This is a genomic window from Comamonas sp. 26, assembly GCF_002754475.1.
GTDB lineage: Bacteria > Pseudomonadota > Gammaproteobacteria > Burkholderiales > Burkholderiaceae_C > Comamonas.
Window position 1 is genome coordinate 2612695 of sequence record NZ_PEFL01000001.1, and the last position, 13110, is coordinate 2625804.

General features: G+C 60.9%; 10 protein-coding genes and 1 riboswitch. All 10 genes read right to left on the reverse strand.

The features are described 5' to 3' along the window. Positions 1-9 precede the first annotated feature (9 nt). The 10 genes from CLU84_RS12060 to CLU84_RS12110 all read right to left on the reverse strand — a co-directional run bounded on the left by CLU84_RS12060 (position 10) and on the right by CLU84_RS12110 (position 13053). On the reverse strand, positions 10-639 hold the full coding sequence (locus CLU84_RS12060) for a precorrin-8X methylmutase (RefSeq protein WP_099737374.1): 630 nt from the start codon (positions 637-639) through the stop codon (positions 10-12). Beyond that, positions 611-1903, reverse strand: a complete 1293-nt coding sequence (locus tag CLU84_RS12065; protein WP_158235207.1) for a nitrite reductase — start codon at positions 1901-1903, stop codon at positions 611-613. The genes CLU84_RS12060 and CLU84_RS12065 overlap by 29 nt, the downstream gene beginning before the upstream one ends. Further along, positions 1896-2408: a VWA domain-containing protein gene (locus tag CLU84_RS12070; RefSeq protein ID WP_158235209.1), complete on the reverse strand. Its 513-nt coding sequence runs from the start codon at positions 2406-2408 to the stop codon at positions 1896-1898. Before CLU84_RS12070 ends, CLU84_RS12065 begins: the two co-directional genes overlap by 8 nt. 131 nt (positions 2409-2539) lie before the next feature. After that, positions 2540-3622 (reverse strand): ATP-binding protein, encoded by a 1083-nt coding sequence (locus CLU84_RS12075; protein WP_099737377.1) that lies wholly within the window; start codon positions 3620-3622, stop codon positions 2540-2542. Beyond that, positions 3619-7440: a cobaltochelatase subunit CobN gene (cobN, locus tag CLU84_RS12080; RefSeq protein WP_099737378.1), complete on the reverse strand. Its 3822-nt coding sequence runs from the start codon at positions 7438-7440 to the stop codon at positions 3619-3621. Before cobN ends, CLU84_RS12075 begins: the two co-directional genes overlap by 4 nt. Then, positions 7440-8525 (reverse strand): cobalamin biosynthesis protein CobW, encoded by a 1086-nt coding sequence (cobW, locus tag CLU84_RS12085; protein WP_233210025.1) that lies wholly within the window; start codon positions 8523-8525, stop codon positions 7440-7442. The genes cobN and cobW overlap by 1 nt, the downstream gene beginning before the upstream one ends. A gap of 534 nt (positions 8526-9059) precedes the next feature. Next, positions 9060-9274, reverse strand: a riboswitch (cobalamin riboswitch). A gap of 74 nt (positions 9275-9348) precedes the next feature. Beyond that, positions 9349-10149 carry a (2Fe-2S) ferredoxin domain-containing protein gene (locus CLU84_RS12095; RefSeq protein ID WP_099737381.1) on the reverse strand — a complete coding sequence of 267 codons (801 nt, stop codon included), beginning with the start codon at positions 10147-10149 and terminating at the stop codon, positions 9349-9351. After that, positions 10146-10940, reverse strand: coding sequence for an ABC transporter ATP-binding protein (locus tag CLU84_RS12100; RefSeq protein ID WP_099737382.1), 795 nt, complete (start codon positions 10938-10940; stop codon positions 10146-10148). Before CLU84_RS12100 ends, CLU84_RS12095 begins: the two co-directional genes overlap by 4 nt. Further along, positions 10937-12013, reverse strand: coding sequence for an iron ABC transporter permease (locus CLU84_RS12105; RefSeq protein ID WP_099737383.1), 1077 nt, complete (start codon positions 12011-12013; stop codon positions 10937-10939). The genes CLU84_RS12100 and CLU84_RS12105 overlap by 4 nt, the downstream gene beginning before the upstream one ends. Beyond that, positions 12010-13053: an ABC transporter substrate-binding protein gene (locus CLU84_RS12110; protein ID WP_099737384.1), complete on the reverse strand. Its 1044-nt coding sequence runs from the start codon at positions 13051-13053 to the stop codon at positions 12010-12012. Before CLU84_RS12110 ends, CLU84_RS12105 begins: the two co-directional genes overlap by 4 nt. Positions 13054-13110: the final 57 nt, after the last annotated feature.

Below are 13110 nucleotides of genomic sequence, written 5' to 3' on the forward strand. Positions count from 1 at the left end.
CAGCCCCCTTCACTCGATCACGCTGGCCAGCGCGTTGACGGCAGCCACCGTGATGGCAGAGCCTCCCAACCTGCCCTTCACCACGGCAAAGGGAATGCCTCCCCATTGTTCCAGCGCATCCTTGGACTCTGCTGCACCCACAAAGCCCACGGGGCAGCCGATGATGGCCGCCGGACGCGGGCAGTCAGGGTCTTGCAGCATATTGAGCAGATGAAACAGCGCAGTGGGGGCGTTACCAATGGCCACAACAGCCCCGGCCAGATGCGGCCGCCACAGCTCCAATGCGGCAGCGCTGCGGGTGTTGCCCATCTGCTGCGCCAGCTCGGGCACCGCGCCATCGTTCAAGGTGCAGATGATGGGATTGCTGGCGGGCATGCGCTTGCGCGTGATGCCTTCGCTGACCATGCGGGCATCGCAAAGAACGGGAGCACCACGCTGCAGCGCCGCCTCAGCCACCACCGCAAAGTCGGGCGAGAAGCGGATATGCGCAGCCAGCTCGACCATGCCTGCGGCATGAATCATGCGGCAGGCCACACGTTCTTCAAGTGCGGTAAAGCGCTTCAGATCGGCTTCGCGGCGAATGATGGCAAAGGACTGCCGGTAAATCTCTTCACCTTGGGTTTCGTATGTGTAGGTCATGAATGAGGGTCGAAATATGGCTCGGCTCTTGACGCAATGCCTGAGTCGAAATTTGAGAAAACGGTTGCCGGGGCAGGTTCGGCCAGCTCAGATTCAGCAGCGCTTGCCCTGAGTCACCGGCTGGTGCCTCGGTTGCAATCAAGACTGCCGTGGCCTCCGGCGAAAGCGCACAGCACTTGGCACAGCCGCTGACATGAACATGGGCCTGAGTCGGTACATGGGGTGCCAGCATCAGCGCCAGCTCCCGCGCCGCAAGCAATGCCTGAGTGCATTGCGGTGCCCCAGCGCAGGCGGAAACCCGCAAACGGGAATCGCTTGCCTCAGTGATCCAGTGCGCGGGCGAGGAAAACTGGGCGGCAATGGCCTCGTCCTCGCAGAACAAGGAACGCCATGGCGTCACGCGTACCTCCGTCTGTGGCGACATGGCTTTCACGGCCTCAAGCAAAGCCGCCGCGCTGATTCGGCCCATGGGCACGCCGATCACACGACCGGCCTGCTTCAATCGACCAGGCAGGGCCGCAGCACCTGCAACCATGCAGCCAGCCTTGAACTCTGCACGTTGCAGACACGGCAAATTCAACGCACGCAGCGGCAGCAGCTGGCGCAAACGAGTGAAAGTGGGGGTGGGCATGGGCGCAATAGCTGTGCGCTCTTTGGCAAACCACAGCGCCACCGCCAATGCCGCCGCGACCACTTCGGATGCGCCGTCAAACGCATACCAGCCAGATTGCTCGCCCAGCGCCAGTCCGTAGCGCTCGTCCGCCGTCACCCAGACGGATATATCGGCGGCAATACCCCGCATGCGGCGCTGTGCATCATCCACCGCCAGGCCAAATTTGCTGGGCAAAGCCTGCACTCCCTGACTTTTCAGGGCATTCGGCGAGAGTTGAGTAATCACTGCCTGCGACAGCAACAAGGCCAGGGCATGGGTCAAATCCGCACGCTGATAAAAAGGCGTGCAATGCACGGCCGGAGCCTGATCGGCATCGGCGTCTGCAGGAACCAGTTGCGCCTCAACCAGTCTTGAGTGAACCAAGGGCAGTTGCGCTTGGCTAACGCCGCGCAACTGCACGTTACCCAGCCTGGTCATCTCAATCTCGGGATGGGCACAGGACAGCGACAGCTCGGCCAGCACCGTCCATTGCTGGGCGCTGATGGATGCACAATGCGGGCGCACGCGCACAATCCAGCCGTCCTGCGCCTGCATGGGGGCCCATACCGTCGGGCACCAACCCTGTACTTTGATGGCGGCACTCTTAGACATAGATGCCCTCGCCCAGACTAATTCTCTGTGCCTGCCAATGTTCGGCCAGCGCCTGACAACGCTGCAGCCGCAGCTTATCGAGCTCCAGATCAACAATCGTGCAACGATCCATACCCTGCGGCTTTTCGGGTAATTGCGCAAAACGCCCATCGGTCAACAGCCAGACATGGGTCAAACGATCGGTTTTCTGGATGGCTGGCGCGAGCAATTTCAACCCAGACTCCAGAGGCGTTCCGCCGCTGCCGCCCAAAGGCGCAATCCAGCGGTCATTAAAGGCCTGAGCCTTACCGGGCTTGGCCAGCCAATAAGCGCCCTGGCCGCCAAAGCTGATCACCCCGACATGCTCGCGATCGCGATACGCCTGCTGCATCAGGGCCAGCAAACAGCCCTTGGCCCGGGCCAGCTTACCGGCAAGCAGCATGGAAGCCGACATATCGAGCAGCACCAGATGCACAACGGCAGAGCCGGTGCCATGCCTGCGATAGCGAAAATGCTCTGAAGCCAAGGATTGCGCACCTTTGCACGCCAGAGTCCTGACCCAGTCCATACGCTGATGATTGATGGCTTGCGACCGCCCTTTCAAGACAGGGCTCAGTCCGCGCCCTGTTCTGGTTTTACCGGGATGAACAGGACGCGTCAGGCTTTTTTTGTGTGTAGCGGCCTTAGCTCTTTGATGGATTGAATCCCAACTTGCTGCGGCGCGGCCATGCCGCCCCAGCCATCGGAGTTCGCAGCACCGCCACTACCCTGTGCAGCATCGACCGACGCTGCAGGCGGCTCGGGTTGGCTCTGGGCTTGCGAATCTTCGGGCTGCGACTGCGGCTTTTCAGCAGGCGGAACCGGTGGGTGAACCTGAGGATGACGGCGATGAGCCAGGGCCAGCTCTGCCACCTTGGTCACATCAGAACCGGCCACCTCGGCGCGGCCCTGCAAAGCCGCATGTGCACGAGCGGCACGCAGCATGACCAGATCGGCGCGCACCCCCTCGACTTGCGCCTGCTGGCAGAGATCGGCCACCTGATCGAACACCGATTCAGGCCAGCTCACCACATCAAGCCTTGCTCTGGCCTGAACAACATTAGCGGCCAGCTGTGCTTGTGCATCGGCATGACGGGCGACAAACAAGGTCGGATCCGCATCAAACGCCATGCGGGTGCGCACAATGCGCTTGCGGGCTTGTGCATCAGGCACGTTAGCCAGACGCACAAAAAGGCCGAATCGGTCCAGCAGTTGCGGGCGTAGCTGGCCCTCTTCCGGGTTCATGGTGCCCACCAAAGCCATCCGGGCCGCATGCTGATGCGATACACCATCGCGTTCGACGCGATTGATGCCGCTGGCACTGACATCCAGCAGCAGATCCACCAAGCCATCGGGCAGCAGATTCACCTCGTCCACATACAGCAGGCCCTGATGCGCCTGAGCCAGCAAACCGGGCCTGAACTGCACTTCGGAATGCTTGAGCACGGCCTGCAAATCCAGCGAGCCCTGCAGCTGCTCTTCGGTCGTACCCAGCGGCAGGTTCACAAAGCGGCCTGCGGGCAGCAGATCGGCCAACGCACGGGCCGCCGTGGACTTGGCGGTGCCGCGCGGCCCTTCTACCAGCACACCGCCCAATAACGGGTCTACCGCCAGCAGCAGCAAAGCCAGCTGCAACTGAGGCTGGCCTTCAATCGCCGTGAACGGGAAACACGGCATCTCGTTTTTGGGTGCAGCGCTCATCGCATCTCCAGCATCTGCTCGGTCTGCAGCAAATGCTGCTCCAGCATGGGTTGATAGTCAGCGGCGTCTTGCCACAAGCCACGCTGAATGGCTTCCAGCAGGCGCTCACACATGCCTTGAAAGGCCTGCGGGTTGTGCTTTTGCATGAAGGCCCGGGTGTGCTCATCGCTCACAAAAGCATCGGTGACGCGGGCATATTGGTCATCGCGCACCACACGGGCCGTGGCGTCAAAGGCAAACAGATAGTCCACGGTGGCCGCGATCTCAAACGCACCTTTGTAGCCATGGCGCTTGACGCCATCTATCCACTTGGGATTGGTCACGCGAGAGCGCACCACGCGGCTGATCTCCTCCTGCAAGGTGCGCATGCGCGGCGATTCGGGGTTGCTGTGATCCCCAAAGTACAGGGCCGGCTGCTGGCCGCTGAAATGACGCACCGCCGCCGCCATGCCGCCCTGAAACTGGTAGTAATCGTCAGAGTCCAGCAGATCATGCTCGCGGTTGTCCTGGTTGTGCACCACCAGCTGCATATCGGAGAGCCTGCGCACAAAGGTCTCCGGCACGGCCGTGCCGTCATCCTTTTGCCCATAGGCATAGGCGCCCCAGTTGCGATAGGCCGTGGCCAGGTCTTCATCGCTGTCCCAGTTGCGCCCGTCTATCAGACCCTGCAAACCCGCGCCATAGCTGCCGGGCTTGGCACCAAAGACACGCATACCGGCCTGATGGCGGGCATCTGCCTGCTCCATGCCCTGCGCGCTCAGCAACTGAGCCTCACGCAGCACGCGCGCCCGTATGGGGTTGGTGAACTCGTCCTCGTCCTCCAGCGCCGCGACCTTCTGCACGGCGGCATCAAACAGGCGAATGACATTGGTGAACGCATCGCGAAAAAAGCCGGACACACGCAGCGTCACATCCACGCGCGGACGCCCCACCACCGACATGGGCAGTACTTCGAAATCACTGACACGCCAGCTGCCGTCCGCCCAGGTCGGGCGCACACCCAGCAAGGCCAGGGCCTGGGCGATATCGTCGCCGCCGGTGCGCATGGTGGCAGTGCCCCAGACCGACAGGCCGATGGACTTCGGATATTCGCCATGCTCTTGCGCATATTTCTCCACCAGCAAATTGGCGGATTTCAACCCCAGCGTCCAGCTCGTAGGTGTGGGGACCGAGCGCGTATTGACCGAGAAAAAATTGCGCCCAGTGGGCAGCACATCGGGCCTGCCACGCGTGGGGGCACCGCTGGGGCCCGCCGGAACAAAGCGCCCGGCCAGACCGCGCATCAGCTGCAGCAACTCCTGCGGACCGCATTGATTGAGACGCGGGCGCAGGTCTTGCTCCACGCGCTGCAGCACCGCATGGGTTTGAACGAAATAAGGCTCTAGCGCTTTATGGACAGGCGCATCACGCTCCAGTATCGATAGCGCAAGCAGCTCCAGTCGCTCGCGCGTATCGCCGGTATTGCGCCAGCTTTGCTCATCCATCTGCACCAGCAATGCTGGGCGATTACCAGTCCATGGCTGCGCCCAGTCGGCATCCAGCGGATCAAAGTCAGCACCCAGCTTCAAATCCTGCGCCAGGGCGCGAATCAGGCTGGCATGGCTGCCCTTGCCATTGCCCACGGGGTGGCGCGCCAGCGCCAGCAAGGTGTCGCGCTCCAGCCGGTCCTGCGGCGAACAGCCAAAGATATGCAGCCCGTCGCGTATCTGGCTTTCCTTGAGCTCGCACAGATAGGCATCGGTCTTGTTGAGCAAAAGCTGCTCGTCCTCTTCCGATCGCGGCGCAGCCAGCCCCAGATCCTGGTGCAGGTCGTGCGTCACGATATGCTCCAGAATCTGCTTGCGCAGGAGCTTGGCACGCCGCCCATCCAGCGTCACGGCTTCGTAGTACTCGTCCACCATGCGCTCCAGATCACGCGTCGCGCCATAGCTTTCGGCGCGCGTCAGCGGCGGCATCAGGTGATCGATGATGACGGCCTGGGCACGGCGCTTGGCCTGCGTTCCCTCACCCGGATCGTTGACGATGAAGGGATACAGATGCGGCATGGGCCCAAAGACCAGGTCAGGCCAGCAGGTCTGTGACAGCGCCACGCTTTTGCCCGGCAGCCATTCCATATTGCCGTGCTTGCCCACATGCACAAAAGCATCTGCGGCCCATGCGCTGCGCAGCCAGAAGTAAAACGCCAGGTAGTAGTGCGGCGGCACCAGATCGGGGTCGTGGTAGCTGGCCATGGCATCGAGCTGGTAGCCACGCGCGGGCTGTATGCCCACAAACACCTGCCCCAGACGCAGGCCCGCAATCATGAAGCGGCTGTTGCGCAGCATGGGGTCTTGCTGGGGCATTCCCCAGCGTTGCAAGATGGCCTGCCGGTTTTCATCGGGTAGGCCATCAAAAAAGCGTTGATAGCTCTCCAGATCCAGACTTTGCCAAGCAGGCCGCAGCTGCCAGGAATCCGGATCGTTGGTAACACCATGCTGCAGCGATTCCATCAGCGCATCGCCATCGGCAGGCAAGGCATCCAGCGCATAACCCTGGCGCTCCAGCTCCTGCAGGATTTGAATGACCGAGGCCGGTGTATCCAGCCCCACGCCATTGCCGATGCGCCCTTCCTTGGTCGGGTAGTTGGCCAGAATCAACGCCAGGCGTTTGTCGGCATTGGACTTGGCTCGCAGGTCGCACCAGCGCTTGGCCAGCTCCACCACAAAGCCCATGCGTTCTGCATGCGCCTGGTACTGCACCACATCGGACTGCGTGAGTTCGCTGCGGTGCGACAACCCCTTGAAACTGATGGCCCGCGTGATGATGCGCCCATCCACCTCGGGCATGGCGACATGCATGGCAATGTCGCGTGGCTGCAGACCATGCGCATCATTGAGCCAGCTTTGCTCGTTGCCGCCCGACAGAATCAGTTGCAGCACCGGAATATCGCCAGCCAGCGCATGATCGCCCGGGGCCTCTAGAGAAGACTGGGAAAACGCAGTTGTATTGAGAATTAGCGCCACCTGATGCTCGGCGCAAAGGCCATGCAGCATTTCCAGACAGGCCGCATCCTTGAGTGACAGCAACGCCAATGGCAAGGGGTTCAAGCCATTGGCCAGCAGTTGCGCGCACAAAGCATCAAAAACCTGGGTGTTGCCAGACTGCAAATGCGCGCGGTAGAAGACCACCAGCACCACGGGTGCGCCAGCTTGCCAGCGTATGCCCCTGTCCGTGCCCGTGCCTTGCTGCCAGTCCTGCACCGAAGCGCGCCCATCCGGGTGATACACCGAGACTGCAGGCAGCGGTCTTGGCGGCAATGGCTGCTGCTGCCCCTGCAGGAATTCGTGCCACAGATAACAGAACAGCTCACGCGCATTGGCCACACCGCCCTCACGCAGATAGCGCCACAACGTGCGACATTGCTCCTTGCTGGCCGTGCTTTTTTGCAGCAAATTCAGGTCTTCGGTGGTATCGCCCGAGAACATCACCAGCGCAATGCCTTTGCCGCGGCAAATTTCGCGCACGCGATCCGTGCCATAAGGCCAGTAGCTTTCACCGCCCAGATGGTCAATCACAATGACTTTGGCATGCTGCAGCACCTCGTCGACATACAGATCGACCGAGGCAGGCTGGCGCAAATACATCAGATTGGCCAGGCGCACCGTAGGCAACTGCTCGCCGTTCACTCCCGATTGCAGCTGCGCATACGCATCGGCCAGCAGCGCCAGCGTGGTATCCGCCGCGCTCAGAATCACGATCTGGCCGGGCGTCTGCTCCATGCTGGCGACAAAGGCTTCATCATCGACAAAGCCACCGGGTTGAACGGCAAGCAGATGCATCAGATCGCTCCGACCGACAGGGCGTTCAACTCGGCATTGATGGCGCTTTCATCAAAGTCATGACCGATGAAGACCAGATAGGTCTGACGCTCTTCGTCTGCACGCCACATGCGGTCAAAGTAGCTGTCAAAGCGCTTGCCCACTCCATGCACCACCAGCCGCATAGCCTTGCCGGGCAAAGCCACAAAGCCTTTGATGCGGTAGACCGTGTGCTCAGCCACGATCTTTTCCATGGCCTGAAACAAGGCTTCGCGCTCAAGCTCGGGCAGCTTGATGACGATGGAGTCAAAGTCGTCGTGGTCATGTTCATCATGGGCATGACCTTCTTCGTGCTCATGGTGGCCTATGCGCTGGTCAATCGTATCTTCTGATGCGCTGGACAGACCCAGCACCACATCCAGATCAATACGGCCATGGTCGGCGGCCACAATCTTGACCTGCGCGGGCACTTCCTCGCGCACGATTTCTTCGACCCGGGCGCGATCTTCGGCGCTGGCCTGATCCAGCTTGGTCAGCACCACCAGGTCGGCAGAGATCAACTGGTCTTCAAACAACTCATGCAGCGGCGATTCGTGATCGAGATTCGGGTCCTGCTTGCGCTGCGCATCCACCGCTGCCGGGTTGGCGGCAAACTGGCCAGCTGCGGTGGCGGGAACATCGACCACGGTAATCACGGCATCCACCGTGCAGGCGTTCTTGATCTCGGGCCAGTTAAAGGCCTGGACCAGCGGCTTGGGCAAAGCCAGACCACTGGTCTCGATGAGGATATGGTCGATCTCACCGCGTCGCTCGATCAGCTCGCGCATGACAGGGTAGAACTCTTCCTGCACCGTGCAGCACAGGCAGCCATTGGCCAGCTCATAGAGCTTGCCGCCCTGCTCGCCGGCCTCGCTCAATTCATCCTCGCATCCAATGCCACAGGCGCGCAAAATATCGCCGTCAATGCCCAGCTCGCCAAACTCATTAACGATCACGGCAATGCGGCGACCGTTGGCGTTTTGCAAAATATGGCGCAACAAAGTCGTTTTGCCGCTACCCAGAAAGCCAGTCACGATGGTGGCGGGGATTTTTTGGCTGTTCTTCAAAGCTCTACTCCTGAAATTCAGTTTGAGACGAAGCCGCTGGTTCTTGCTCGTTGTCTCAGCGGCAGTACCGGCTTGCAGTGCATGTGACTCACTCAGGCTCATGCGCTCTTGAGGAGCCACGTGGCTTGTCGTCAAAGGCGCGCAGCTCTGCCGCAAAGCCTTTGATGGCTTGCGCTACAAGGTATGGATGAGTGCTGCGCTGCCTATGCGGGCCAAAGTCATGGGGTGACCATCAGCAGACGCAGAGGTACGCCGCAGATCTCGCAGAAAACGCAGTGGGATGGGCTTTGCCCAGACGCCATTGAAAATGGACGTCATGCAGCGCTTTGCAGACAGGTTGTCTGCAGGCGGTTTGCCGGCTGGCTTGTTTGGATGCGTCATGCATTGCGCATGCGCTTGAATGAACTGTTCGTCCATGCTCTCCCCGAGCTAAAGGCGATAAAACCCATTCCGAGGAGCGAACGACAGCCAGCAAAACTATGAAGCGCATCAGAGTACACATAGCTTCGCCCGCGAACACCACGCCCCGTGGAACAAGACCGAGAACGAACAGGTCGGTATTCTGGCTCGCCGTCATCCAGCTCACATCACCTTCCCGGTTTTTCAAACCAGTGGTATTTCGATGTGGCTGTCAGGCTTACAGCAGCGGGGGCTGCGCCGGAATCATGAAGAACAAGCTTCACTGCACCGGACTTCCCGTTTCAACTGGCCCACTGAAAGGCCAAGTCTCCTGATCGCGTGGCCAGATTATAGAAGCGTACTCACGCAACATAGGGAAAGGCGAAGCAGTGTTACTGCACCAGATTCTTTGATGCAGCGGCAGTTACGCTTGCGGGCCATGAACACACAAGTCTTCATCCACCCGGCCCTGCAGCACATGCTGGGTTAATACCCGCTCAATATCAGATTCAGCAACCGGCCCATACCACGCGCCAGCGGGGTAGACAATCATCAGCGGGCCATGGTTGCAGGGAAACTGACAGCTGGTTTGCAGCGGTATCACGCTATTTTTCAGGCCGGGCGTATCGCGTATCGTTTTGACAAGCTGCGGCCAGAGCTGCACCGAGCCCTTGGCTGCGCAACGCGGCCCCACGCACCAGAGCACATGGTGCTGATGCTCTGGCACAACAGACCAACCCGCGGGATCGTTCTCCCAGCGGTCGTCGCCTACAACGGCAGGCACATCGGGCTGAGTCAAGGCATCTTCCACGGTACGCGCCAGCACATCGGCCAGATACGGTGTGTGCAGCAGTGGCTCGGCAAAGACAACGCGCGGGCAATGTGCACCTTCCATGCTCTGCATTTGATGAGCCCACCAGCGCATGATGAGTTTGTGCAACCAGCGGCGCAGCGAAGGCTCGTCAGGCACCATCACCGGAACAATGATGATAGTCTGCGCTTTTGCACACAGATCAAGTGCTTCGGGCAATGCGGGTTGAGAGCGGTCCACAAAGGCAGGCTGCACCAGCAAGGGTGGCCTTCCTTGTTCCGTCAAAGTGGCATGCAGGCGATCTGCCAGCACCGTCAATTCAGTGGCTCCGTTGGCATAAGCCGCGCCACGGCTCAGAAGGATGATGGCCGTGGCGGCATCGCTTGTGGTGAAGCCTTGAGTCAGTGACGTCATAACAACTCGTCCGGCAGAAATTCAATCAGTGGCTTACCGCTGCGCGGGCTGGGGCGCACCAGGGTGCGCACGCCATAGACATCGGCAATGATTTCGGGTGTTAGCACCTCTGACGGTGTGCCCTCTGCAACCAGTACACCGTCTTTGAGCAGGTACAGCCGGTCGCAATAATGCGCTGCCAGAGGCAGCTCGTGCAGCGCCGCCAATGCCGTCAAGCCCAGGCTCCGGATCAGGTTCATCAGCTCAAACTGGTGTCGAACATCGAGATGATTGGTGGGCTCATCCAGCACCAGTAGCGGTGCCTTCTGGGCCAGCGCGCGGGCCATGAGCACGCGCTGCTTTTCGCCGCCAGAAAGGGTGGAGAACATTCGCGCCGAAAGGCTTTTGGCATCCACCCGCTCCAGCGCCTGAGCGACGATATGAAAGTCCTCCGCGCTATCGCGGGCAAAAGGCGACTGATGGGGGGTTCGGCCCATCAGCACCACGTCGCGCACCAGCAGCTCGAACTCACTGGTATTTTCCTGCGCCAGTACAGCCATGACGCGGGCGTTGTCGCGGGCACTGCTGCGCCAGACATCGCTGCCATTCACTTGCACGCTGCCACTGGCGGGCTTGAGGATGCGGTAAATCATGCGCAGCAGCGTGGATTTTCCGCTGCCATTGGGCCCGAGCAGGCCGACCAGCTCGCCTTGCGCCACATGCAGGCTGACGTCGCGCACGATGTGAGTGGCCGCAGCCTGCCAGCTCAGATGGCTGGTCTGCAGATGTGCGGTTGCAGCTGATGCGTTCATGCCACCAGCCTTTCGCGTGCGTTCTTGCGGCACAGCATCCAGACAAAGAAGGGGCCGCCCAGCAGCGAGGTGATGACGCCCACCGGCACCTCTGCAGGGGCAAAGGTGATGCGCGAAAACACATCCACCCAGACCAGAAAAATGGCACCTGTCAGAGCGGCCACAGGCAGCACGCTGCGGTGCTCGGCACCCACCAGCATGCGCGTGACATGGGGCACGATCAGGCCCACAAAGCCGATTGGCCCGGTCAGGGCTACAAGCACGCCAGTGACCAGCGAAACCAGCACAAACAGCCAGCGCCGCGTGCGCGTGGTGTCCACGCCCAGCGTCGCGGCGCTTTCCTCTCCGGACAGCAAGGCGTTAAGCGAGCGTGCCTGTGTCAGAAGCAAGGCTGCGCCAATCACCAGCAGTGCTGCAGGCAGGCCCAGTTCATCCCAGCGCGTGCCGGCCAGGCTGCCCAGCGTCCAGGTCAGCACCGAGTTGGCCAGCTCGCGCTGATCGGCCGTGAGTACGATGAGACTGGTGATACCGCCCAGGCAATACGCAATCGCCACGCCACCCAGAATCAGGCGCGAGGCCTGCAAACGCCCATTGGCATAGGCCAGAAAATACACAGCCGTGCACGCAGCCAGCGCGCCGCCAAAAGCGCCCAGCGGCAGGGCCAGCTCGCCCGCAAAAGCCAGTGCACCAAAGGCAATCACGCTGACCGCTCCCACCGATGCGCCGGACGACACGCCCAGCAAATACGGATCGGCCAGCGGGTTGCGCACCATAGCCTGCATGGCGACGCCCACCAGTGCTAGGCCCGCGCCGACGAGGGCCGCAAGCAGCACGCGCGGCATGCGCACGCGCCAGACGATTTGAAATTGGGCCGATGTCCAGTCGCCGGGCTGCAAATTCATGCCCAGACGCACACCGATCTCATGCGCCGTGATCAGCCAAGCCTGCTGCGGCGAAATGCGCACCGGCCCCAGCGTGATGGCCAGCGTGAGCGACACCAGCAGCAGGGCCGCCAGCCACAGCGACAGGCGGCGGCGCTGCATCGCAAAGGCCAAGGTGGAAGGCATGTTCATGGCTGCGTGATCTTCTCGGGGTGCAAAGCGTGTGCCAGCCTGCGTGTGGCCTCCACATTGCGTGGCCCTGGCGTGGCTTCGGAGAACTCCATCAGCACGAATTTCTGCTCACGTATGGCCTTGAGTTGGGACAGCTCGGGCTTGCCGAGCAGAAACTGGCGCTTACCGTCGGCCACGGGCCTGTCGTTGTCGACGATGACAATCCAGTCCGGGTCGCGCGCAATCACGTCTTCCCAGTTGCCGCGCATCCAGCTGCTGCTGAGGTCGTCAAAAATATTGCTGCCGCCCGCCGCTTCGATCATGGCATGTGGCATGGCGTAGCGGCCCGTCGTCACAGGAATATCGGTGCCGCTGTCAAACACAAACACCTTGGGTTTTTCCGTCAAGCCTTTGAGTGCATCAGTGATGCGCTGCAGTTCGGCGCGCTGGCTGTTGACCAGTGCAGCAGCCCGCGCTTCGATATCAAAAATACGACCCAGGTTGAGCAGGTCGTTAAAGGTGTCCTCCAGCGACACGCGCTCGCGTGCGACCTGGCGGATGCAGGATTCGCTGAGCACATAGCTGGCAATGCCCAGCTCCTGCAAGCTGGCAGGCGTGATCTGCCCTTGCCTGAAGCCATAGGACCAGCCGCTGAAGACAAAATCGGGCTCGGCATTCAGCAAGGTCTCAAGGTTCATGCCCTGGCTGGAAAGATCTGGCACTTGAGCCAGCAGCGGCTGCATGGCTTTGGGGAGGCGCTGGATATCGCGCAGGCCGCCGTAACCGACGAGGCGATCCTGCAGCCCTAGCGCCAGAAACATCTCCAGCAGATTGATGCCGTGAACAACGGCGCGCTGCGGCACTTTGTCGTAGGCCACGGGCTGGTCGCATACCGCTATGGATAGAGGCACGCGCGCTGCCTTGGCAGGCGAAACAACGGCATCGATGGAGCGATGGTCAGAGCAAGCGCCAAGCACCAGACCGGTCATCACCGTCACGACAGACCGTTTCAAGAAGCCAGAAAACAGGAGCTGCTTGCGCATGTATCTATTGGATTTCATGGCGTTTCATGTCTGAATTCAAGTAAATACATGCGCTAATTGCTACTGTTTTTGAAC